The organism is Streptomyces sp. NPDC047042, from assembly GCF_040644035.1.
In the GTDB taxonomy this organism is placed as follows: domain Bacteria; phylum Actinomycetota; class Actinomycetes; order Streptomycetales; family Streptomycetaceae; genus Streptomyces.
Window position 1 is genome coordinate 234458 of the sequence record NZ_JBEYVP010000008.1, and the last position, 22202, is coordinate 256659.

Genomic DNA, 22202 nt, shown 5'->3' on the forward strand with positions numbered 1-22202 from the left:
TCGAAGTGCTGATCGATGTCCGATATCCCGAACTGCACCGACAGAGCCGCGGAGTATCCATGTCACGCACACGCACCCGCTGGAGACTAGGTCTCACGGCATCCGCTCTCCTGGTGGTCTCGGCGGTGGTCCCCGCCCCGGCCAGTGCCGAGGACGTCACCGACTACGCCATCACCGTGGACCCGGCCGCCAAGGGCGCCAAGATCGACGACACGATGTACGGCGTCTTCTTCGAGGACATCAACCGCGCCGCCGACGGCGGTCTGTACGCCGAACTCGTACAGAACCGCTCCTTCGAGTACTCCACCGCCGACAACCGCTCGTACACGCCCCTCACCTCCTGGGCCGTCGGCGGTACGGCGACAACCGCGGACGACGACGGGCGCCTGAACGCCCGCAACCGCACCTACCTCTCCCTGGGATCCGGCTCGTCCGTCACCAACTCCGGCTACAACACCGGGATCAGGGTCGAGGACGGCAAGAGGTACGACTTCTCCGTCTGGGCCCGCGCCGACCGGGCCACCGGGTTGACCGTGTCCCTCGCCGACGCCGGGGGCACCCTCGCCGAGGCCCGCCAGGTCACGGTGAAGGGAGGCTGGGCCAAGTACCGGGCGCGATTCACCGCGACCCGCTCGAGCACCACCGGCCGGCTGACGGTCGCGACGGACAACCCCGTCGCCCTGGACATGATCTCGCTGCTGCCCAAGGACACGTACAAGGGCCACGGGCTGCGCGAGGACCTCGCCCGGAAGATCGCCGCGCTCGACCCCGGCTTCGTCCGCTTCCCGGGCGGCTGCCTGGTCAACACCGGGTCCATGCAGGACTACAGCGAGGCCTCGAACTGGCAGCGCCAGCGCTCGTACCAGTGGAAGGACACCATCGGCCCGGTCGAGCAGCGCGCCACCAACTCCAACTTCTGGGGCTACAACCAGAGTTACGGACTCGGCTACTACGAGTACTTCCAGTTCTCGGAGGACATCGGCGCGATGCCGCTGCCCGTCGTCCCGGCACTGGTCACCGGCTGCGGGCAGAACAAGGCCGTCGTCGACGAGGCGCTGCTCAAGCGGCACATCCAGGACACCCTCGACCTCATCGAGTTCGCCAACGGGCCCGTGACCAGCGAGTGGGGCCGCAAGCGGGCGCAGCTGGGCCATCCCAAGCCCTTCCACCTCACCCACATAGAGGTGGGCAACGAGGAGAACCTGCCGAACGAGTTCTTCGCCCGTTTCACCGAGTTCCGGACCGCCATCGAGGCCAAGTACCCGGACATCACCGTGATCTCCAACTCGGGCCCGGACGACAGCGGTTCGACCTTCGACACCGCCTGGAAGCTCAACCGGGACGCGAACGTCGCGATGGTCGACGAGCACTACTACAACAGTCCGCAGTGGTTCCTGCAGAACAACGACCGCTACGACTCGTACGACAGGAACGGCCCGAAGGTCTTCCTCGGCGAGTACGCCTCCCAGGGCAACACCTTCAAGAACGCCCTGTCCGAGGCCGCGTTCATGACGGGCCTGGAGCGCAACGCGGACGTCGTCAAGCTGGCCTCGTACGCCCCGCTGCTCTCCAACGAGGACTATGTGCAGTGGCGCCCCGACATGATCTGGTTCAACAACCATGCCTCCTGGGGCTCGCCCTCGTACGAGGTGCAGAAGCTGTTCATGAACAACGTCGGTGACCGCGTGGTGCCCACCACCGCCACCGGCACGCCCTCGGCGAGCGGCCCGATCACGGGCGCCGTCGGACTGTCGACCTGGGCGACCACGGCGGCGTACGACGACGTGAAGGTCACCGGCGCCGACGGCACGACCCTGCTGACCGACGACTTCTCGGGCGACGCCTCCCGGTGGACCCATACGGGCGGCGGGAGTTGGGCGGTCCAGGACGGACAGTACGTCCAGACGGACGTGGCCGCCGAGAACACCATGGTCTCCGCGGGCGACACCGCCTGGCACGACTACGACCTGCATGTGAAGGCCACCAAGAAGTCCGGCAAGGAGGGCTTCCTCGTCGCCTTCGGCGTCAAGGACACCGGGAACTACTACTGGTGGAACCTGGGCGGCTGGAACAACACCCAGTCCGCCGTCGAACAGGCCTCGGACGGCGGCAAGTCGACGCTCGTCTCGAAGGCCGGCTCGATCGAGACGGGTCGCGTGTACGACATCGACGTCAAGGTGCGGGGCCGACAGGTCACCCTCTACCTCGACGGCAAGGAGTGGGGCGGCTTCACCGACGACAAGCCGGCCGAGCCGTTCCGGCAGATCGTCACCAAGGACGCGAAGACCGGTGACCTGATCGTCAAGGTCGTCAACGCGCAGGCTGCGCAGGCCCGTACGACGATCGACCTGGGCAAGGCGAAGGTCAGGTCCAAGGCCGCGGTGACGACCCTGGCAGCCGCGCCGGACGCGGTGAACACCGAGACGGCGACCGCGGTGGCGCCGGTGAAGTCGACGTTCACGGGCGTCGCTCGGAAATTCACGTACACGTTCCCGGCGAACTCGATCACCTTCCTGCGAATCAAGAAGGGCTGACGGGAGGGGCGGCTCGGGCGCCGAAGGGCGCCTGGGCCGCCCGTGACGGGCGGGTAGCGATCAACCGCCCGCCGCCACGAACGCCCCGTCGACGAGGACCGGCACCACGGCGCTCGCATCCCCCTCCGTGGCGATCGCCACGTCCTCGGGGAAGCCGCCGTCGACCAGTTCCCGCCCCGAGGCGCTGGCGAGGACGGCTGCGGCGACGTCCGGGGAGGCGGCGAAGGCGGCGGCGGCCGCAGCGGCCTCGGGCGACAGGGACGTACGCGCGCTGCCGCGGCGGTCGCCCAGCGCGGCGATCACCGCACCCGCCCCCAGCAGATCCTCCAGGGCCGGACGCAGGCCGCCGTCGGGCCGGCGCTCACCGGCGGCGATCACACCGACCGGCCGCTCGGCGGTCCCGTACCGCTGCTCGGTGAGCCACGCGCCCACGGCGCTCGCGTTGCGCAGACATGCGGCGACCACTCTCGTCGTGTCGTCGGCCGCCGCCGAGATGGCCGAGCCGTTGGGGGACGGCAGCACCAGTCGGGCGGCGAAGGGCGCCCGGCGCAGCGCCGCCGGGGAGAGCGACCAGGGCGAGTCGGGCCCGACCGCCCTACGGCCGACCGCGAGCCGGGCGTCCTGCCGCGCGGCGAAGTCGATGGCCGTGTCGTCGCGCCAGGGGTAGGGGAAGACACGGGCACCACCCTCGACGGCGACCGATACCGACGTGGTGAACGACAGCACGTCGACGACGACCAGGCAGGACACGTCACGGGCGAGGTGCCGCGCCCCCGCCGGCCCCCACTCGAACCGGACCCCGTACCCGGACTGGAGAAAGTCCTCGGTCATACCGATGCTCACTTCTCCGGCGCGTCAGGACCGGGCGAGGACGCAGAACTCGTGGCCCTCCGGGTCGGTCAGCGGGGTCCACGGCACCTCGCCCTGGCCCACGTCGAGGTCGGCGGCGCCGAGGGCCCGCAGCCGGGCCACCTCCGCCGCCTTGTCGTCACCGGGGTCGGGCACCAGGTCGAGATGGACGCGGTCGGGCACGGTCTTCCCACCGGGTACGCGGAGGAACTCGAGATACGGGCCGACACCCCTGGCATCGCGCAGCACCGCGTGATCGTCGGTCACCTCGAGCAGGGTCCAGTCCACTGCCTCGCCCCAGAAGCGGGCCATGACCCGCGGATCCTCGCAGTCGACGACCACGGCGGCGATCGGCCCGGTGTCCCGGTAGACCTCCCGGGGCTCCAGCACACAGAACTCGTTGCCCTCGGGATCGGCGAGGACCGTCCACGGCACATCGCCCTGACCGATGTCGACGGGCGTCGCACCGAGCCCCTTCAGCCGCCGGACCAGTTCCGCCTGATGGGCGGCGGAGGTGGTGGCGAGATCGATGTGCACCCGGTTCTTCGTCAGGGTCTTGGGCTCCGGCACGGCGATGACATCGACGCACACACCGACCGGGTCCCGCCAGTCGAAATCGGCGGGCTTCGCGGCGGTCGCACCGGGCTCAGGGCTGGAAACGTCCCACCCGAGCGCGTCCGCCCAGAACCGGCCGATCTTCGCGTCGTCGAGAGCCTTGATGTTCACCAGGACGGGTCGCAGTGTCATGGCGATGATCTTAGGGAAACGTTCAACGACGACCTCTGCGCTCGCCCGCCCGGTCGGCTCCGCATACTGATCCACCATATTGCATAAACGTGCAACGAAACGTATAGTCATGCCATCAAGGAGGAGGGTTCCATGGCGGTACGTGTGGCGGTGGCCGGAGCGAGTGGGTACGCGGGTGGGGAACTGCTGCGTCTGCTCATCGTCCACCCCGAGGTCGAGATCGGCGCCCTGACCGGCAACTCCAACGCCGGACAGCGGCTCGGTGCGCTGCAGCCGCACCTGCTGCCGCTGGCCGGCCGTGTGCTCCAGGAGACCACACCCGACGTGCTCGCCGGGCACGACGTCGTCTTCCTCGCGCTGCCGCACGGTCAGTCCGCCGCCGTCGCCGAGCAGCTCGGCCCTGACGTCCTCGTCGTCGACATGGGTGCCGACTTCCGGCTCCACGACGCCGCCGACTGGGAGAAGTTCTACGGCTCCGCCCATGCCGGGACCTGGCCCTACGGCCTCCCCGAACTGCCGGGTGCCCGCGCCGCGCTGGAGGGGTCCAAGCGTGTCGCGGTGCCCGGTTGCTATCCGACCGCCGTCTCCCTCGCCCTCTTCCCGGCGTACGCCGCCGGGCTCGCCGAGGCCGAGGCCGTGATCGTCGCCGCCTCCGGGACCTCCGGCGCCGGCAAGGCGGCCAAGACGCATCTGCTGGGCAGCGAGGTCATGGGGTCCATGTCCCCGTACGGCGTCGGCGGCGGTCACCGGCACACGCCCGAGATCGTCCAGAACCTCAGCGGCGCGGCCGGTGAGCCCGTCGCCGTCTCCTTCACGCCCACCCTCGCCCCGATGTCCCGCGGCATCCTCGCCACCTGCACCGCCGCCGCCAAGCCCGGTGTGACCGCTGAGTCCGTGCGCGCCGCCTACGAGAAGGCGTTCGCCGACGAACCGTTCGTGCACCTCCTCCCGGAGGGGCAGTGGCCCGCCACGGCGTCCGTCTACGGTTCCAACGCCGTTCAGATACAGGTCGCGTACGACGAGTCCGTGCGCCGCATCATCGCGATCAGCGCCATCGACAACCTGACCAAGGGCACCGCGGGCGGTGCCGTCCAGAGCATGAACATCGCCCTCGGACTCGACGAGACCACGGGGCTTTCCACGATCGGAGTCGCACCGTGAGTGTCACGGCAGCACAGGGGTTCACGGCGGCCGGTATCGCCGCCGGGATCAAGGAGAACGGCAACCCGGACCTGGCCCTCGTGGTCAACAGCGGGCCCCGCCTGGCCGCCGCCGGCGTCTTCACCTCCAACCGCGTCAAGGCCGCACCGGTGCTGTGGTCCGAGCAGGTGCTGAAGGGCGGCATCGTCTCCGCCGTCGTCCTCAACTCCGGTGGCGCAAACGCCTGTACGGGCCCGAAGGGCTTCCAGGACACCCACGCAACCGCCGAGAAGGTCGCCGACACCCTCGGTCTGAACGCCGGAGAGGTCGCGGTCGCGTCGACCGGTCTCATCGGGCTGCTGCTGCCGATGGACAAGCTCCTCACGGGAGTCGAGACCGTCGCCGGTCAACTCTCCGAGCATGGCGGCGAGAAGGCCGCCATCGCCATCAAGACCACCGACACCGTCCACAAGACGGCCGTCGTCACCAGCAAGGACGGCTGGACCGTGGGCGGCATGGCCAAGGGTGCGGGCATGCTCGCCCCCGGCCTCGCCACCATGCTCGTCGTCCTCACCACGGACGCCGACGTGGACAGCGAGCACCTGGACCAGGCCCTGCGCGCGGCCACCCGCACCACCTTCGACCGCGTCGACTCCGACGGCTGCATGTCCACCAACGACACCGTGCTGCTCCTCGCCTCCGGTGCCTCCCAAGTCACCCCGGCCCAGGCCGAGTTCGCCGAGGCCGTACGGGCCGTCTGTGACGATCTCGGGCAGCAGCTGATCCGGGACGCCGAGGGCGCCAGCAAGGACATCAAGGTCGAGGTCGTGAACGCGGCCAGCGAGGACGACGCCGTCGAGGTGGGCCGCTCCATCGCCCGCAACAACCTCCTCAAGTGCGCCATCCACGGCGAGGACCCCAACTGGGGCCGCGTCCTCTCCGCCATCGGCACGACGAGCGCCGCCTTCGAGCCGGACCGGCTGAACGTCGCCATCAACGGCGTCTGGGTCTGCAAGAACGGCGGCGTAGGCGAGGACCGCGACAAGGTCGACATGCGCTACCGCGAGGTCCACATCGTCGCCGACCTCGCCGCCGGCACCGAGACCGCCACCATCTGGACCAACGACCTCACCGCGGACTACGTCCACGAGAACAGCGCGTACTCGTCATGAGCACTACACGCAAGCACACCGCCCTGCCCAAGGCCAGGATCCTCATCGAGGCGCTGCCCTGGCTGACCCGGCACAACGGCAAGGTCGTCGTCATCAAGTTCGGCGGAAACGCCATGGTGAACGAGGAGTTGAAGAGCGCCTTCGCCCAGGACGTCGTCTTCCTGCGCCAGGCCGGCCTCAAGCCCGTCGTCGTGCACGGCGGCGGCCCGCAGATCAGCGCCGCCCTCGACAGGCACGGCATCGTCAGCGAGTTCAAGGCGGGCCTCAGGGTCACCACCGAGGACGCCATGGACGTCGTACGCATGGTGCTGGCCGGACAGGTCCAGCGGGAGCTGGTCGGGCTGCTCAACCAGCACGGACCGCTCGCCGTCGGGATGACCGGCGAGGACGCGCACACCATCACCGCCACCAAGCACCAGCCCGAGATCGACGGGGAGTTGATCGACATCGGGCGGGTGGGCGAGATCACCGCGATCGACACGGGCGCGATCGAGGCACTGCTCGCCGACGGCCGTATCCCGGTCGTCTCGTCGATCGCCCGTAGCCAGGACGACGGACATGTCTACAACGTCAATGCTGATACGGCGGCTGCGGCACTCGCTGCTGCTCTTGACGCCGAAACCCTCATGGTCCTCACGGACGTCGAGGGCCTCTACGAGGACTGGCCCAACTCCGACGAGGTGATCAGCCGCCTCACCGCTTCCCAACTGGAGAAGCTGCTCCCGGAGTTGAGCTCCGGGATGGTGCCGAAGATGGAGGGCTGCCTGCACGCCGTACGCAACGGCGTCCAGACCGCCCGCGTCATCGACGGCCGGGTCCAGCACTCGATCCTGCTGGAGATCTTCACGGACGAGGGCATCGGCACGATGGTCGTGCCCGATGCGGAAGAAGAGGGGGACGACGCATGAGCGCCGCCGGCCAGGAGTCGCACGCCAGTCAGGAACCGAGCGCCAATCAGGAACTGACCACGCGCTGGCAGGGCGCGCTCATGAACAACTACGGCACCCCTCGGCTCCCCCTCGTCCGCGGCGCGGGCAGCACCGTGTGGGACGCCGACGGCAAGGCGTACGTCGACTTCGTGGGCGGCATCGCCGTGAACGCGCTCGGCCACGCCCACCCGGCGATCGTCGAGGCCGTCTCCACCCAGATCGCCTCCCTCGGCCATGTCTCCAACCTCTTCGTCGCCGAACCGCCCGTGGCGCTCGCCGAACAACTGCTCCGGCGCTTCGGCCGGGACGGCAAGGTGTTCTTCTGCAACTCGGGCGCCGAGGCCAACGAGGGCGCCTTCAAGATCGGCCGGCTGACCGGCCGGGGGCACATGGTGTCCACCGAGGGCGGCTTCCACGGCCGGACCATGGGCGCCCTCGCGCTCACCGGCCAGCCCGGAAAGCGGGAACCCTTCGTACCGCTGCCCCCTGACGTCACCTATGTCCCGTACGGGGACGCGCAGGCACTGGCCGCCGCCGTCACCGACGAGACCGCCCTCGTCATCATCGAGCCGGTCCAGGGCGAGAACGGCGTCGTCGTCCCGCCCGCCGGCTATCTGAAGGCCGCCCGCGCGATCACCGCCGCCACCGGCGCCCTGCTCGTCCTCGACGAGGTGCAGACCGGCATCGGCCGTACCGGAAACTGGTTCGAGTACCAGGCCCACGACGGGGTCCTGCCCGATGTCGTGACCCTCGCGAAGGGCCTCGGCGGCGGACTGCCCCTCGGCGCGACCGTCGCCTTCGGCCGCGCCGCCGACCTGCTCCAGCCCGGCCATCACGGTACGACCTTCGGCGGCAACCCGGTCGCCTGCGCCGCCGGACTCGCCGTACTCGACGCCATCGAGAACGAGGGGCTGCTGGAGAACGTCAAGCGGCAGAGCGAGAGGTTGCGGGACGGAATCGAGGGGGCGGGCCACCCGTTGATCGATTATGTCCGGGGCGCGGGACTCCTCCTGGGTATCGTGCTCAGCGAGCCCCTCGCGCCCCAGGTGCAGCAGGCGGCTCAGGACGCCGGGTTCCTGGTGAACGCGCCCGCTCCCGATGTCGTACGGCTGATGCCGCCGCTGAACATCGGTGACGCCGAGGTGGACGCGTTCCTCCAGGCGCTTCCCGGGGTTCTCGACGCGGTTCACGCAAAGGACTAGCCCGGGGAATGAGACGACGACGATGACGCAGGCGCAGGATCACGAGCACGCGGGGCCTGCCGTACCGCAGACGCGCACCGCACGCCACCGCCGGATCGTGGACATCCTCAACCGGCAACCGGTGCGGTCGCAGAGTCAGTTGGCGAAGCTGCTCGCCGATGACGGGCTGACCGTCACTCAGGCGACGCTCTCCAGGGACCTGGACGAACTGAACGCGGTGAAGATCCGTAACACCGACGGCGATCTCATCTACGCCGTGCCGAGCGAGGGTGGGTTCCGTACGCCTCGCGCTCCGCTGGGGGAGTCGGCGAAGGAGGAGCGGATGCGGAGGTTGTCCGCGGAGTTGTTGATCTCCGCGGAGGCTTCGGCGAATCTTGTGGTCCTGCGGACCCCTCCGGGGGCTGCGCAGTTCTTGGCGTCGGCCATTGATCAGGCGGAACTGCACGATATTTTGGGGACGATCGCGGGGGATGACACCTTGATGCTGATCAGTCGGGATCCTGTGGGGGGTCAGGCTTTGGCTGATCATTTGTTGGGGTTGGCTCAGAAGGGGCATTGACCGACCGGTTGTGGGGTGGGTGCGGGCCGGTGGGGGCTTGTCGCGCAGTTCCCCGCGCCCCTAAAAGCAAAAGCCCTCCCCTCAGCCGAGTCGTCTTGCCAGGCCCCCTGTGCACCTCACCTCGTCGCCCGCTGTGATCAGTAGGGCTTCGACGTCCGGGAGGGACTCCAGCCAGCGCAGGGCCTGTCTCGAACCCATCGCGAAGGCCGCTGTCGCCCAGGCGTCCGCCCAGGTCAGTTGGGGGGCCACCACCGTCACCGCGACCAGGTCCGTCACCGCGGACTTGCCGGTGCGGGGGTCGACGATGTGGGTGCCTCGTTCCGCTGTGCCAGAGGTGGCCACCGCCAGTTCGTCCGCGCCCGCCGCCGAGACCACGGCCGCCAGACCGCCGGGGCGCAGCGGGTCGGACACACCCACCCGCCAGGGGCGCCCGGGGCCCGGCGCGCCGCACAGCTGGACGTCTCCGCCGCCGTTGACGCTGACCCCGCTCACCCCGGCCGCGGCCAGGGTCCTCGCCGCGCGTTCCGCGGCCCAGCCCTTGACGATGCCGGTCGGGTCGATCTGCCCCTGGTACGTGTGGCTGAACCAGCCCTCGCTGGTCCGCTCCGCCTCGGCGCACAGGTCGAGCACCTCGGCGACCTCGGGATCGCAGTCGGCGACGGTGAGCTCGCCCCGGGCGAGCCGGGAGATCTGGCTGTTCGCCCGGTAGGTGCTGAACACCTCGTTGACCTGGTGCAGTCCGGCGATCGCCGCTGCCAGCGCCGCCCCGACCGCACGGGGTTCCCCGCCGCGGACGTCAAAGGAGAAGACGGTCCCCATGACCTCCTCCGCATGGCGTACCGCGACGGGAGCTTCTGCGGGATCAACCACCGGCCTGGTCCAGGGCCGACTGGAGGGACTTCTTGTAGCCGGCGCTGGTGTAACTGGCGCCGGACACCGCGTCGATGTCGCCGTCGCCCGCTGTCACCGCTTCCAGGTTGAGCTTGGGGATCGCGTCGGCGGACACCTGGTCGCTGCGACCGCCCTTGGGCGCCTGCACCGCCGACGCCGAGGTGATCCTGCCCTTGGTGAGCGTGACCCGGACCTGCACCGGGCCGTACTCCGTCTGGACCACGCTCCCGGTGTACGTGCCGCCGCCGTCGGAGGTCGCCCCGCCGGCCGCGGCACCCGAACCCGCTGCCGAACCGGGGGTCGTCGCCGGGGCCGGAGCCGGCGCCGGGGCGGCCGCGCCTGTCCCCGAGCCCTTGTCCGATTCGGCTGCCGGAACCTTGTCCAGCGCCGACTGCAGCGACTTCTTGTAACCCGCGCTGGTGTAGGTGGCACCCGAGATCGCGTCGATGTCCGCCGTGCCGGCGGCGACCGCCTCCTGGTTGAGCTTGGGCACGGCGTTGCCGGTGATGATGTCGCTCTGGCCGCCCTTGGGCTGCTGGACCGCCTCCGCCTTGGTGATCTTGCCGCCGGCCACCGTGATCCGGACCTGCATCGGACCGTACTGGGTGTCGACCTTGTCACCGGTGACCGTGGCGGTCTGCGCCGCACCGCCGCCGGCCCCGCCACCCGAGGCGCCCGTACCGGCACCCGCACTGGCCTTGTCCAGGGCGGACTGGAGCGACTTCCCGTAGCCCGCGCTGGTGTAGCTGGCGCCGGAGACCGCGTCGACCGTGCCGCCGAGGCCGGCCGCGACCGCCTCCTGGTTGAGCTTGGGGATCGCGTTGCCGGAGATCTGGTCGCTCTGGCCGCCCTTGGGCTGCTGGAGCGCCTCCGCCTTGGTGATCTTGCCGCCGCTCACCGTGACCCGGACCTGGACCGGCCCGTACTGGGTCTGGACGGTGTCGCCGGTGAAGGTGCCGTCCTTGGCGGCAGCGCCGCCCTGGGCCGACTCCTGCGCCGCCGACGTCTGCTGCGGCAGAGCGCCGGCCGCCTGTGCGCCCCCGGGGTCCGAGGACGGCTTCAGCGTCAGCAGCAGGACGATTCCGGAGACTGTGGCGGCGCTCGCCAGCATGACGCGCCGAAAGGGGTGACTCTTCTTCATCGCTCCTGGCTCCCGTCGCTCACATCTCGAACGACTCGTGGTGGATACGGCGCGCCGGAACACCCGCGCCGCGCAGTGCCTCGTACACACCCTGGGCGAAGCCGGGCGGCCCGCACAGGAAGACGTCGTGGTCGTCGATGTCCGGCAGCTTCCGGCGCAGCGACTCCGGCGAGATGTCCGGGCGCTCCCCGTCGGGGCTGTTCACCGCGTACATGAGACGGGCGCCGCGCTCGTTGGCGATGGTCGCCAGCTCGTCCCACAGGGCCAGGTCCTGGGTGCTGTTGGCCCGGTACAGAAGGGTCAGGTCGCCCGCCGCGCCGGGCAGGGTCTCGAACAGGGCGCGCATCGGGGTGATGCCCACACCGCCGGCCACCAGCAGCACCTTGCCCTGGCTGCGCTTGGCGGCGGTCAGGGCGCCGTACGGGCCCTCGGCCCAGACCCGGGTGCCGGGCTCCAGCTCACGCAGGGCCGAGCTGTGGTCGCCGATCGCCTTCACCGTGATGCGCAGCATGTTGGGGCGGGGGGCCGCCGAGAGCGAGTACGGGTGCGAGCTGAACCGCATACCGGGGGCCAGGAAGCGCCAGCGGAAGAACTGGCCCGCCTCCGCGCCCATCCGGTGCAGCTTCCGGCCGCTCATCAGCACGGACACGATGCCCGGCGTCTCCTCGATGACCGCCTCGACCCGCAGCCGGTGGCGCAGGTTCAGCCGGACCGGCGTGACGATGCGGTACCAGACGACCAGCGCGGTCACCGAGCCGTACAGCGCGTACCAGGCGGTCTTCGCGGCCGGCTCCACGACGAACTCGTTGCCCGTGGACAGCTGGTGCCAGAAGGTCAGGAACGTGGCCGCGTACGTCAGCAGGTGCACGTGGTACCAGAGGTCGTACGGGATCATCCGGCGGACCGGGCCGATGGAGATGAGCCCGATGACCACCAGCAGACCCGTGCCGATCGCCGCCTTGCCCATGTCGGGCAGCTGGTTCACCGAGTCGACCGTCTGCTGGACGATGTCGCCGAACGTCTTCCCGGCCTGGAGGGCGTACCCGTACATGATCAGGACGACGTGCGCCACGACGAGGGAGAGCGTGTACCGGCCGCTCATTGCGTGCCAGCGCGCCACCCGGTCCGAGCCGACCCGGCGCTCCAGCGCGGGCACCCGGGCCATCTGGAGCACGACCAGGGCCATCAGATAGCCGGCGAGCAGACCGGTGATCCGGCCCGCCGCGATGACCTGGGCGGTGGTGTCGGCGAGGGAGGGGGTGTTGTGCCACCACAGCCAGATCACCCCGGCCGCGCCGGCTCCTACGGCGAGCAGCAACGGGACGGCGGGGGAGCGGCGGGGGCGGATGCGGCGCATCGTCTGGCGCCGCGCGGCACGTCCGCCTGCGATCGTGGTGGTCACGGTTCCTCCGTGGGACGGGGTCGAGAGGCTTTGACCCTTGGCCCACACATACGTGCCGCGCCCGCCGAGTGTTCAGTGACCCGATAAGTCCACAGATAATTGGGGGTGACGACCGGTAACACCTGCCCGGTAAACACCTGCGCGATGACACCTGCCCGATGACATCTTCCCGGTGACCCGGGCCGCTCCCCTGTCGCTGTCGCTCAGTAGCGGACGACGGCCGTCGGTCCGCTCTCCGTGCCGATCGCGATGTGCGGCCGACGCGCCGGATCGGCCCACGCCAGGATCGCCCGCATCGCCTCCGCCGACACCGACACACAACCCGCCGTCGCTCCCCGCCCGTTGACGTGCAGGAAGACCCCCGCGCCGCGCTGGCGCACCGGCCTGGCGTAGTTGAAACCGATGACGTACGCGTGCGCGTACTGCTGCGTGTACGAGATGAGGTGCTCGGACTCGGAGGCGCGGCAGTCGGCGGGGCGGGGCTCGGTCCAGCGGTTGTAGGAACGCGAGTCGTTGTCCTGGCACCACCAGGAGTTCTGCCGCACGGGCCGGTAGACGACCTTGGTGCCAGTGGGCGCCTGCTTGACGCCGAAGGCGTAGGGGAGGTCGTACAGCCCGGTGGGAGTGGTGTTCGTGCCCTGTCTGCGGGAGTTGCCCTCGACGAGCCCGTTTGCGCCGAAGCGGGCGGGCGCGGAGCCGGCCTTCGTCCAGGTCCCGTCGCGCAGGTTCCACCAGGTGACCGTGCCCGAGGTCGACTTGGCGCCCGGCGCCTGGGCGGTGATCAGCTGGGAGCCGCCGCCGGTGTCGGCCATCCGGAAGGGCAGCGGCGGCGCGGCCGTGGGTGGGGCACCGGGGGCGAGCACGAGAAGGGACGCGGACGCGAGGACGACGGCGGCTCCGGGACGCATGGCTCAGACCGTACTGGGCGGGAGCGGCAACGGCAGCCCCGGTAGTCCGTCCAGGCTCGTCGCGATGTGGTCCTTCTTCTCGAAGTAGGCGTTGAGCGAGGCGTCGTCCTCGCGGGCGAAGCGCCTGGCGTGCAGATCGCGGTCGCCGTCGTACGACATGAGGGGGACCGAGTAGCCGCAGCTGTCCCGGACGAGGTCGGCCTGTACGACGATGATCGCCCGCAGCCCGTGATCGGCGGGGTCGATGTCCGGAAAGCGGGCGAGGAGTTCGGGAAAGCGCGGGTCGTCACGGAAGACGGGCTCACCGCGGCCGTGCACACGCACGATGTTCGGCGGGCCCTCGAAGGCGCACCACATGAGCGTGATCCGGCCGTTCTCGCGCAGATGCGCGACGGTCTCGGCGTTGCTGCCCGCGAAGTCCAGATAGGCCACGGTCAGCTCGTCGAGGATCACGAAGGAGCCCTTGAGGCCCTTGGGGGAGAGGTTGACCGTGCCGTCGCCGGACAGGGGGGCGGTCGCGGTGAAGAAGAGAGGCTGCGCCTCGATGAACGTACGGAGGCGGCCGTCTATGCGCTCGTAGGTCTTTCCCATGACTGACGATTGTGCGGGAAAGTAGTTCGCCCGTCTAAGGGTTTGGTGATCCATCCCCGGTGGTGCGGGGCCGGAAAGGACCGCGGCCGCCCCGGCGGTATCGCCAGGGCGGCCACAGTGCCTTTCACGTCACTTGGTGAACGTGCAGGCGGCCAGCGCGTTGAGGCCGGTCGGCTTGGCGGCGGTGCGCCCGATGGCGATGGCGATGCGGTCGATGGTCGACTCGCGCTTGCCGTTGAGCGGACCGACGATCGCGTTCTGGACGAAGTTGGGGCCGCCCTGGCCGACCGTGTTCACGAGCCGCGTGTTGGCCTCCTGGATCTGCGTGTTCAGCAGGGCCAGGTTGCGGGTGACCTCGGCCTGCGCCGACGCCGGGATCGCGGGCAGCTTCGAGGCCACGTCCGGGCAGCTGATGGTGCCCGCGCCGCCGTTGTTGCCGGCGTTGCCCGCATTGCCCGCATTGCCCGCGTTACCGGCGTTGCCGGTGTTCCCCGCATTGCCGGCGTTACCAGCGTTACCAGCGTTACCGGCGTTGCCACCGGCCTGCTGGGGCGGCGTCGCGGCGGGCGCGGCCACCCCGGCCGCGTTGAGGGTGCAGGGGGCCAGCGCGTCGAGGCCGACCGGCTTGGCGGCGGTGCGGCCGATGGCGGTGGCGATGCGGTTGATCGTCGCCACGCGCTTGTCCTTCAGCGGACCGGTGATCGCGTTCGCGATGAAGTTGGGGCCGCCCTGGCCCTGGGTGTCGACGATGCGCTTGTTGGCCTCGGCGATCTGCGTGTCCAGCAGCGCCAGGTTGCGGGTGACCTCGGCCTGCGCCGACGCGGGGATCGCGGGCAGTCTGTTCGCGACCGCCGGGCAGTTCACCGTCGGGACCGCGGCCTTGGTGGTCGCCTGGGTCGTCGTGCTGTTGTTGGACGTTTCCCCGGCAAGGGCGGAGCCGGCGACGATCGCACCGGACAGAGCCACCGCGGCGGCGCCGCCGATGATGCCCACACGACGCTTGTTGTACTTCGGAAGAGCCCTGGACATGCGGATGCCTCACTCGGGTCAGGGGTGGGTGCGTGCTTCAACTCGCTTTACAGACGCGGCGCCTGCGTCGGCGTGAAGTACGGGCAAGCGGTTTCTCGTGTTCAAAGACTCGCCAAACATCTGGAAGAAAATTTCCCGAGATTGACGAACCATGCAGACTCCTGCATACTCATGCATGTCAGCGAATGCACTGTGAGGAGAAAACCCGTGACCGAGCGCGTCGTACTCGCCTACTCAGGCGGTCTGGACACCTCCGTCGCCATCGGCTGGATCGCCGAGGAGACGGGCGCCGAGGTCATCGCGGTCGCGGTCGACGTCGGCCAGGGCGGCGAGGACCTGGACGTCATCCGCAAGCGCGCCCTTGCCTGCGGCGCCGTCGAGGCCGAGGTCGCGGACGCCAGGGACGAGTTCGCCGAGGAGTACTGCCTCCCGGCGATCAAGGCCAACGCCCTCTACATGGACCGCTACCCGCTGGTCTCCGCCCTCTCCCGGCCGACGATCGTCAAGCACCTCGTCGCCGCCGCCCAGAAGCACGGCGCCACCACGGTCGCCCACGGCTGCACCGGCAAGGGCAACGACCAGGTGCGGTTCGAGGCCGGCATCGTCGCCCTCGCCCCCGACCTCAAGTGCATCGCCCCGGTCCGTGACTACGCGATGACCCGCGACAAGGCGATCGCCTTCTGCGAGGAGAAGCAGCTCCCGATCGCCACCACCAAGAAGTCCCCGTACTCCATCGACCAGAACGTCTTCGGACGCGCGGTCGAGACGGGCTTCCTGGAGGACATCTGGAACGCCCCGATCGAGGACATCTACGAGTACACCTCGAACCCGGCCACCCCCCGCGAGGCCGACGAGGTGATCGTCTCCTTCAAGGAGGGCGTCCCGGTCGCCATCGACGGCAAGCCTGTCACCGTCCTCCAGGCGATCCAGCGGCTCAACGAGCGCGCCGGCGCCCAGGGCATCGGCCGGATCGACATGGTCGAGGACCGTCTCGTCGGCATCAAGTCCCGCGAGGTGTACGAGGCTCCGGGCGCCATCGCCCTGATCACGGCCCACCAGGAGCTGGAGAACGTCACGGTCGAGCGCGAGCTCGCCCGCTACAAGCGCCAGGTCGAGCAGCGCTGGGGCGAACTGGTCTACGACGGCCAGTGGTTCTCCCCGCTCAAGCGCGCCCTGGACGGCTTCATCAACGAGGCCAACCAGCACGTCAACGGCGACATCCGGATGACCCTGCACGGCGGCCGCGCGGTCGTCACGGGCCGTCGCTCGGACACCTCGCTCTACGACTTCAACCTGGCCACGTACGACACGGGCGACACCTTCGACCAGGCCGCGGCCAAGGGCTTCATCGACATCTACAGCCTGTCGTCGAAGATCGCGGCCAAGCGCGACCAGGCGTAACCGATACGGTTGTTGCGACCGCCTCCCCTCCGTACGGGTGGGGAGGCGGTCGCACATCCACCCCCTGCCTTTCTGTCTTCGAGGAGCAACGCAAGTGAGCAGCAACAGCGGTGACGTACGGCTCTGGGGCGGCCGTTTCGCCGACGGTCCCGCCGAGGCCCTGGCGAAGCTGTCCGCGTCCGTCCACTTCGACTGGCGGCTCGCGCCCTACGACATCGCCGGATCGCGTGCCCACGCGCGCGTGCTGCACAAGGCGGGCCTGCTCACCGAGGACGAGCTGACCCGCATGCTGGCCGGCCTCGACCAGCTCGAGGCGGACGTCGCCGACGGCACCCTGGTCGGCACGATCGCCGACGAGGACGTCCACACGGCTCTGGAACGCGGCCTGCTGGAGCGGCTCGGCCCCGACCTCGGCGGCAAGCTCCGCGCCGGCCGCTCCCGCAACGACCAGGTCGCGACGCTCTTCCGCATGTACCTGCGCGACCACGCCCGGATCATCGGCGGTCTGATCGCCGACCTCCAGGAGGCGCTGATCGGCCTCGCGGAGGCCCACCCGGACGTGGCGATGCCCGGCCGCACCCACCTCCAGCACGCCCAGCCGGTCCTGTTCGCCCACCACGTCCTGGCCCACGTCCAGCCCCTGTCCCGGGACGCGGAGCGCCTGCGCCAGTGGGACGAGCGCACGGCGGTGTCGCCGTACGGCTCGGGCGCGCTGGCGGGTTCGTCGCTAGGCCTGGACCCGGAGGCAGTCGCCGACGACCTCGGCTTCGAACACGGCAGCGTGGGCAACTCGATCGACGGCACGGCGTCCCGCGACTTCGTCGCCGAGTTCGCGTTCATCACGGCGATGATCGGGGTCAACCTCTCCCGGATCGCCGAGGAGATCATCATCTGGAACACGAAGGAGTTCTCCTTCGTGACCCTGCACGACGCGTTCTCCACGGGCTCGTCGATCATGCCGCAGAAGAAGAACCCGGACATCGCGGAACTGGCACGCGGCAAGTCCGGCCGCCTGATCGGCAACCTGACGGGCCTCCTGGCCACCCTGAAGGCCCTGCCCCTCGCCTACAACCGTGACCTCCAGGAGGACAAGGAGCCGGTCTTCGACTCCATCGACCAGCTCGAGGTCCTCCTCCCCGCCTTCACCGGCATGATGGCCACGCTCACCGTCCACCGCGAGCGCATGGAGGAACTGGCCCCGGCCGGCTTCTCCCTCGCCACCGACATCGCCGAGTGGCTGGTCAAGCAGGGCGTGCCCTTCCGGGTCGCCCACGAGGTCGCCGGCGAGTGCGTCAAGGCGGCGGAGGCGGACGGGGTGGAGCTGGACGGCCTCACCGACGACCAGTTCGCGAAGATCAGCGCCCACCTCACCCCCGAGGTCCGCACGGTCCTGAACGTCAAGGGCGCCCTGGCCTCCCGCAACGGCCGAGGCGGCACGGCCCCCAGCGCGGTGGCAATCCAACTGACCGAGGTAAAGGCAAACGTGGCAGCCCAGCAGGAATGGGCCACGGCCAAGAAAAAATGAAGGGCCGCAGGCCCCTTCAGAGGCGCGGGGAACTGCGCGACAAGCCACAACGCACCCGCACCCGCCCACGCACCTCAGGTCCCGAGCCAGAAGGCGCAAGGGGGTCAAAGGGGCACAGCCCCTGAAGGATGGGACGGGTAGGGGCGGCGGGGGCGAAAAACACCCCGCACCCCATCCGCAGCAAACCCCCATCAACTCATCGCGGGTACGTTGGTCGAAAGCCGCACCGGACCGACCGAACGGAACCCGCGATGCCCTTCACCCGACTGGCCACAGCAACCACCCCCACCTGCCACCTCGGACTGGGCCTCGCCGCAGTAGCCCGCCCCGGCTACATCACCCTCGGCCGAGCCGAAGACCTCGGAGACAACCGCAGCGTCGAGACACTGCGCACCCGCACCCACGAACTCCTCGACGCCGCCTACGCCCAGGGCGTGCGCTACGTCGACGTGGCCCGCTCGTACGGCCGCGCCGAAGAGTTCCTCGCCGACTGGCTGACGGCACGCCCCGACGTCGACGACATCGTGATCGGCAGCAAGTGGGGCTACACCTACACCGCCGGCTGGACCACCGACGCCGAGCGGCACGAGGTCAAGGACCACAGCCTCCAGACGTACGAGCGTCAGCGCGCCGAGACCGACGAACTGCTCGGCGCCCGGCTGGACCTCTACCAGATCCACTCGCTGACCCCCGACAGCCCGGCCCTGTCGGACAAGGAACTCCACGCCCGCCTCGCGGAGGCCGCGGCGGCGGGCCTGACCATCGGCTTCTCCACCACGGGCCCCGCCCAGGCCGACACCGTCCGCGCCGCCCTCGCCGTCACGGTCGACGGCGAGCCCCTCTTCCGTACCGTCCAGTCGACGTACAACGTCCTGGAGACCTCCGTCGGGCCCGCGCTGGCCGAGGCCCACGACGCCGGACTGACGGTGATCGTCAAGGAGGGCATGGCCAACGGCCGCCTCGCCGCCGGGCAGGCCCCGGACGCCGTACGGGCGATTGCCGAGGAGACGGGGCTCGGCGCGGACGCCGTCGCCCTCGCTCTGGTGCTGCGGCAGCCATGGGCCGGGGTCGTGCTGTCCGGCGCGGCCACGGCTGGTCAGCTCGCCTCGAACCTGCACGCGGCGGTCGTCGATCTCGACGAGGACCACCTGTCACGCCTGGCCGCGCTGGCGGAGGAGCCGCGCGCCTACTGGGAGCGACGCGGGCAGCTGCCCTGGAACTGAGAACCTCGCGGAGCGAGCAACGGTAAGACGCCCATGCCCACTCTGAGACATCAGTGTCTCAAGTGGGCTATGGTTGTCTCATGGCTGTCGATCGTGACCACGTGCTGCGCACCGCCGCGGCCCTGCTGACCCGCAAATCCACCGCGACCATGGACGAGGTCGCGAAATCGGCGGGAATCAGCCGGGCCACGCTGCACCGCCACTTCGCCGGCCGGGACGCGCTCGTACGGGCGCTGGAGTCGCTGGGCATCGCGGAGTGCGAGGCCGCGCTCGACGCGGCCCGCCTCGAGGAGGGAGCGGCGGTCGACGCCGTACGACGCCTCGTACGTGAGAGCGAGCCCGCCGCCGGACTGCTCAGCTTTCTCTACACCGAGAACCAGCTGTTCGAGGGCGAGGAGCAGAACGAGGGCTGGGCCCGGACCGACGCCCGTATCTCCGCGCTGTTCCGGCGCGGACAGCGGGACGGCGAGTTCCGTATCGACCTGACGCCCGCCTGGCTCGCCGAAGCCCTGTTCGGCCTGCTGGCCAGCGGGGCCTGGATGGTGCAGAGCGGCAAGGGCGCACCCAAGGACTTCCACCACATGATCGTCGAACTTTTGCTCGGCGGCGCACTACGGAGAGAGGAATCATGACCAGCACCCTGCAGCCGGCCCACGCGACGGAGGAAGGGAGGCGTCCGGGCCGCTGGCTCGCGCTGTCCGTCCTCGTGCTGGCCGTGCTGCTGGTGGCCGTCGACGCGACCGTTCTCGGTCTCGCGACCCCCTACATCAGCGAGGACCTGCAGCCGTCCGGCACGCAGTTGCTGTGGATAGGCGACGTCTACTCGTTCGTCATCGCGGGCCTGCTCGTCTCCATGGGCAGCCTCGGTGACCGCATCGGCCGCAAGCGGCTGCTGCTCATCGGCTCGACCGCGTTCGGCGCGGTGTCCGTGCTCAACGCCTATGCGACGACACCCGAGTTGATGATTCTGGCGCGTGCGCTCCTCGGTGTCGCGGGCGCGACCCTGATGCCGGCCACGCTCGCCCTGATCCGCAACCTCTTCCACGACCCGCGCGAACGCAGCCTCGCCATCGGCATCTGGGGCGCGACCGCCTCCGCCGGTACGGCCGTCGGCCCGGTCGTCGGAGGCTTCCTGCTCGAACACTTCTGGTGGGGCTCGGTCTTCCTGATCAACCTGCCCGTCATGGCGGTCCTCGTCCTGGTCGGCATCAGGCTGCTCCCCGAGTCACGCAACCCTGCCCCGGGCCCGTGGGACCTGCCGAGCGTCGCCCTGTCGCTCGTCGGCATGGTCGGCCTGGTGTACGGCGTCAAGGAGGCGGCGTCACACGGTTTCTCGTGGCAGGCGCTGGGCGTGGCGGCCATGGGCGCAGGCGCGCTGTACGGCTTCGTGCGCCGCCAACTCGCCCTCCCTGTCCCGCTCCTGGACATGCGGCTGTTCCGCGACCGGGGGTTCAGCGGGGCCGTGCTCGCCGACCTGCTGACCGTCCTCGGACTGTCCGGGCTGGTGTTCTTCCTCTCGCAGTATCTGCAACTGGTGCAGGGGCGGGGCCCGTTGGAGGCAGGCCTCGCCGAACTCCCGGCGGCGATCGGCGCGGTGATGGCGGGCCTGCTCGCCGGTGCGGCGGCCCGGCGTTACTCGGTACGGGCCGTGGTCTCGGGCGGCCTCGCGGCGATCGGCCTGGCCCTGGGGGCGCTCACCCTGGTGGACCAGTCGACCGGCTACCCGATGCTCGGCTCTGCGCTGCTGCTCGTGGGGGTGGGTGCGGGCCTGTCGTTCACGGTGACCTCCGACGTCATCCTGGCCGGCGTCCCCAAGGAACAGGCGGGTGCGGCGGCCGCGGTCTCGGAGACGGCGTACGAACTGGGCGCCGCCCTCGGCATCGCCCTGCTCGGCTCGATCGTCACCGGCGCCTACCGCGACTTCGCCGCCCCACCGGGCACCCCGCCAGAGGCCCACGAATCCCTGGGCGGCGCAGTGGAAACGGCCTCAACCCTGCCACCACACACCGCGGAGCCCCTTTTGAACGCGGCCCGAGAATCCTTCACAGAAGGAATAGCCCTGGCCTCAGGCGCGGGCGCCCTGGTCCTACTGGCAGCAGCGGGAGCATCCTGGGCCCTACTGAAAGGCCAACGCCTGGAGGGCCGCTTTTAGGGGCGCGGGGAACTGCGCGACAAGCCACGAAGCACCCGCAGTTCGCAACGCACCGGTACGTTCTGCTCAACCCAGCCGAGCGACTATGCCGCCTTCGCCTTCGTCGCGTACATATCCACATACTCCTGCCCCGACAACCGCATGACCTCAGCCATCACAGAGTCAGTCACCGCCCGCAACACATACCGATCCCGATCCATCCCCTCGTACCGAGAGAACTCCATCGCCTCACCGAACCGCACCGTCACCCGCCCCGGCCGCGGCATCCCCGCCCCACCCGGCTGCAACTTGTCCGTACCGATCATCGCGAACGGCACAACCGGCGCCCCCGTCATCAGGGTCAGCCGGGCGATGCCGGTACGCCCCCGGTACAGGCGCCCGTCGGGGGACCGCGTGCCCTCGGGATAGATCCCGAACATGCGGCCCTCCTCCAGCACCCGGCGACCGGTCATCAGCGCCGCGACACCACCGTTGGCCCCGTCGCGGTCGACCGGGATCATGCCGACGCCGGTGAAGAACCAGGCCATGAGGCGGCCCTTGAACCCCTTGCCCGTGACGTACTCGTCCTTGCCGATGAACACGACCTGCCGGTCACAGACCAGCGGCAGGATCATCGAGTCGATGAACGTGAGGTGGTTCCCGGCCAGGATCACCGGACCGTCCCCCGGGATGTGCTCCATGCCTTCCACCCGAGGGCGGAACATCAGGCGCATGATCGGTCCGAGCAGTGCCTTGATGAGCGCGAAGCGGGACAACGGGCCCTCCGGTGTCAAGGGATCGGTATAAGTCTGTGCAGGTGAGGACGAT

The 22202-nt window shown here is 69.8% G+C and carries 20 protein-coding genes; 11 read left to right on the forward strand and 9 right to left on the reverse strand.

Translation table 11 applies throughout. From position 1 onward, the window contains the following. Window positions 1-59 precede the first annotated feature (59 nt). Window positions 60-2534 (forward strand): alpha-L-arabinofuranosidase C-terminal domain-containing protein, encoded by a 2475-nt coding sequence (locus tag ABZ855_RS11605; RefSeq protein ID WP_360804720.1) that lies wholly within the window; start codon window positions 60-62, stop codon window positions 2532-2534. Window positions 2535-2594: 60 nt separating this feature from the next. Here the strand turns inward: ABZ855_RS11605 and ABZ855_RS11610 are convergent, their stop codons facing one another. Together ABZ855_RS11610 and ABZ855_RS11615 are read right to left on the reverse strand one after the other, a co-directional pair. Beyond that, window positions 2595-3365 carry a 2-phosphosulfolactate phosphatase gene (locus ABZ855_RS11610; protein WP_360804723.1) on the reverse strand — a complete coding sequence of 257 codons (771 nt, stop codon included), beginning with the start codon at window positions 3363-3365 and terminating at the stop codon, window positions 2595-2597. Between the two features lie 24 nt (window positions 3366-3389). After that, window positions 3390-4130: a VOC family protein gene (locus ABZ855_RS11615; protein ID WP_360804726.1), complete on the reverse strand. Its 741-nt coding sequence runs from the start codon at window positions 4128-4130 to the stop codon at window positions 3390-3392. 132 nt (window positions 4131-4262) lie between these two features. On the opposite strand from ABZ855_RS11615, the gene argC reads away from it, so the two are divergent. Genes argC through ABZ855_RS11640 form a run of 5 tightly spaced genes read left to right on the forward strand, consistent with a single transcriptional unit; the run spans window position 4263 to window position 9132 of the window. Continuing rightward, a complete protein-coding gene (gene argC / locus ABZ855_RS11620; RefSeq protein WP_360804729.1) occupies window positions 4263-5291 on the forward strand; it encodes an N-acetyl-gamma-glutamyl-phosphate reductase in 1029 nt (342 codons plus the stop codon). After that, complete coding sequence (gene argJ / locus ABZ855_RS11625) at window positions 5288-6442, forward strand: bifunctional glutamate N-acetyltransferase/amino-acid acetyltransferase ArgJ (protein ID WP_360804732.1); 1155 nt, start codon at window positions 5288-5290, stop codon at window positions 6440-6442. Before argC ends, argJ begins: the two co-directional genes overlap by 4 nt. Further along, window positions 6439-7350, forward strand: a complete 912-nt coding sequence (argB, locus tag ABZ855_RS11630) for an acetylglutamate kinase (protein WP_360804735.1) — start codon at window positions 6439-6441, stop codon at window positions 7348-7350. The genes argJ and argB overlap by 4 nt, the downstream gene beginning before the upstream one ends. Then, window positions 7347-8573, forward strand: coding sequence for an acetylornithine transaminase (locus tag ABZ855_RS11635; RefSeq protein ID WP_360804738.1), 1227 nt, complete (start codon window positions 7347-7349; stop codon window positions 8571-8573). The genes argB and ABZ855_RS11635 overlap by 4 nt, the downstream gene beginning before the upstream one ends. 22 nt (window positions 8574-8595) lie before the next feature. Next, window positions 8596-9132 carry an arginine repressor gene (locus tag ABZ855_RS11640; protein WP_319208078.1) on the forward strand — a complete coding sequence of 179 codons (537 nt, stop codon included), beginning with the start codon at window positions 8596-8598 and terminating at the stop codon, window positions 9130-9132. A gap of 81 nt (window positions 9133-9213) precedes the next feature. Here the strand turns inward: ABZ855_RS11640 and ABZ855_RS11645 are convergent, their stop codons facing one another. The 6 genes from ABZ855_RS11645 to ABZ855_RS11670 form a co-directional block, all read right to left on the reverse strand. After that, window positions 9214-9951, reverse strand: coding sequence for an FAD:protein FMN transferase (locus tag ABZ855_RS11645; RefSeq protein WP_360804741.1), 738 nt, complete (start codon window positions 9949-9951; stop codon window positions 9214-9216). A 43-nt stretch (window positions 9952-9994) separates the two neighbouring features. Beyond that, the gene (locus ABZ855_RS11650) at window positions 9995-11164 is read right to left on the reverse strand and encodes an FMN-binding protein (protein WP_360804744.1); all 1170 of its coding nucleotides are present in this window, start codon (window positions 11162-11164) and stop codon (window positions 9995-9997) included. A gap of 19 nt (window positions 11165-11183) precedes the next feature. Further along, on the reverse strand, window positions 11184-12566 hold the full coding sequence (locus tag ABZ855_RS11655; protein WP_319208083.1) for a ferredoxin reductase family protein: 1383 nt from the start codon (window positions 12564-12566) through the stop codon (window positions 11184-11186). Between the two features lie 203 nt (window positions 12567-12769). Then, window positions 12770-13474, reverse strand: a complete 705-nt coding sequence (locus tag ABZ855_RS11660) for a L,D-transpeptidase family protein (protein ID WP_360804747.1) — start codon at window positions 13472-13474, stop codon at window positions 12770-12772. 3 nt (window positions 13475-13477) lie between these two features. Continuing rightward, entirely contained in the window at window positions 13478-14065 is a 588-nt protein-coding gene (locus ABZ855_RS11665) for a pyridoxamine 5'-phosphate oxidase family protein (RefSeq protein WP_360804750.1), read from the reverse strand. A 129-nt stretch (window positions 14066-14194) separates the two neighbouring features. Then, the gene (locus tag ABZ855_RS11670; protein WP_360804753.1) at window positions 14195-15094 is read right to left on the reverse strand and encodes a hypothetical protein; all 900 of its coding nucleotides are present in this window, start codon (window positions 15092-15094) and stop codon (window positions 14195-14197) included. Between the two features lie 207 nt (window positions 15095-15301). On the opposite strand from ABZ855_RS11670, the gene ABZ855_RS11675 reads away from it, so the two are divergent. The 5 genes from ABZ855_RS11675 to ABZ855_RS11695 all read left to right on the forward strand — a co-directional run bounded on the left by ABZ855_RS11675 (window position 15302) and on the right by ABZ855_RS11695 (window position 21395). Further along, the gene (locus ABZ855_RS11675; RefSeq protein WP_360804756.1) at window positions 15302-16495 is read left to right on the forward strand and encodes an argininosuccinate synthase; all 1194 of its coding nucleotides are present in this window, start codon (window positions 15302-15304) and stop codon (window positions 16493-16495) included. 94 nt (window positions 16496-16589) lie between these two features. Continuing rightward, window positions 16590-18020 (forward strand): argininosuccinate lyase, encoded by a 1431-nt coding sequence (gene argH / locus ABZ855_RS11680; RefSeq protein WP_360804759.1) that lies wholly within the window; start codon window positions 16590-16592, stop codon window positions 18018-18020. 251 nt (window positions 18021-18271) lie between these two features. Further along, entirely contained in the window at window positions 18272-19243 is a 972-nt protein-coding gene (locus ABZ855_RS11685; RefSeq protein WP_360804763.1) for an aldo/keto reductase, read from the forward strand. An 80-nt stretch (window positions 19244-19323) separates the two neighbouring features. Further along, window positions 19324-19875 carry a helix-turn-helix domain-containing protein gene (locus ABZ855_RS11690; protein WP_360804766.1) on the forward strand — a complete coding sequence of 184 codons (552 nt, stop codon included), beginning with the start codon at window positions 19324-19326 and terminating at the stop codon, window positions 19873-19875. Beyond that, entirely contained in the window at window positions 19872-21395 is a 1524-nt protein-coding gene (locus tag ABZ855_RS11695; RefSeq protein WP_360804769.1) for an MFS transporter, read from the forward strand. The genes ABZ855_RS11690 and ABZ855_RS11695 overlap by 4 nt, the downstream gene beginning before the upstream one ends. An 83-nt stretch (window positions 21396-21478) precedes the next feature. On the opposite strand, the gene ABZ855_RS11700 is transcribed toward ABZ855_RS11695, so the two are convergent. Beyond that, window positions 21479-22150 (reverse strand): lysophospholipid acyltransferase family protein, encoded by a 672-nt coding sequence (locus tag ABZ855_RS11700; protein ID WP_319208433.1) that lies wholly within the window; start codon window positions 22148-22150, stop codon window positions 21479-21481. Window positions 22151-22202: the final 52 nt, after the last annotated feature.

Bases quoted from the DNA above. Each gene is read 5' to 3' on its own strand.
- ABZ855_RS11605 (WP_360804720.1), top strand. From the start codon at position 60: ATGTCACGCACACGCACCCGCTGGAGACTAGGTCTCACGGCATCCGCT.
- ABZ855_RS11610 (WP_360804723.1), bottom strand. From the start codon at position 3,365: ATGACCGAGGACTTTCTCCAGTCCGGGTACGGGGTCCGGTTCGAGTGG.
- ABZ855_RS11615 (WP_360804726.1), bottom strand. From the start codon at position 4,130: ATGACACTGCGACCCGTCCTGGTGAACATCAAGGCTCTCGACGACGCG.
- argC (WP_360804729.1), top strand. From the start codon at position 4,263: ATGGCGGTACGTGTGGCGGTGGCCGGAGCGAGTGGGTACGCGGGTGGG.
- argB (WP_360804735.1), top strand. From the start codon at position 6,439: ATGAGCACTACACGCAAGCACACCGCCCTGCCCAAGGCCAGGATCCTC.
- ABZ855_RS11635 (WP_360804738.1), top strand. From the start codon at position 7,347: ATGAGCGCCGCCGGCCAGGAGTCGCACGCCAGTCAGGAACCGAGCGCC.
- ABZ855_RS11640 (WP_319208078.1), top strand. From the start codon at position 8,596: ATGACGCAGGCGCAGGATCACGAGCACGCGGGGCCTGCCGTACCGCAG.
- ABZ855_RS11645 (WP_360804741.1), bottom strand. From the start codon at position 9,951: ATGGGGACCGTCTTCTCCTTTGACGTCCGCGGCGGGGAACCCCGTGCG.
- ABZ855_RS11650 (WP_360804744.1), bottom strand. From the start codon at position 11,164: ATGAAGAAGAGTCACCCCTTTCGGCGCGTCATGCTGGCGAGCGCCGCC.
- ABZ855_RS11660 (WP_360804747.1), bottom strand. From the start codon at position 13,474: ATGCGTCCCGGAGCCGCCGTCGTCCTCGCGTCCGCGTCCCTTCTCGTG.
- ABZ855_RS11665 (WP_360804750.1), bottom strand. From the start codon at position 14,065: ATGGGAAAGACCTACGAGCGCATAGACGGCCGCCTCCGTACGTTCATC.
- ABZ855_RS11670 (WP_360804753.1), bottom strand. From the start codon at position 15,094: ATGTCCAGGGCTCTTCCGAAGTACAACAAGCGTCGTGTGGGCATCATC.
- ABZ855_RS11685 (WP_360804763.1), top strand. From the start codon at position 18,272: ATGCCCTTCACCCGACTGGCCACAGCAACCACCCCCACCTGCCACCTC.
- ABZ855_RS11690 (WP_360804766.1), top strand. From the start codon at position 19,324: ATGGCTGTCGATCGTGACCACGTGCTGCGCACCGCCGCGGCCCTGCTG.
- ABZ855_RS11695 (WP_360804769.1), top strand. From the start codon at position 19,872: ATGACCAGCACCCTGCAGCCGGCCCACGCGACGGAGGAAGGGAGGCGT.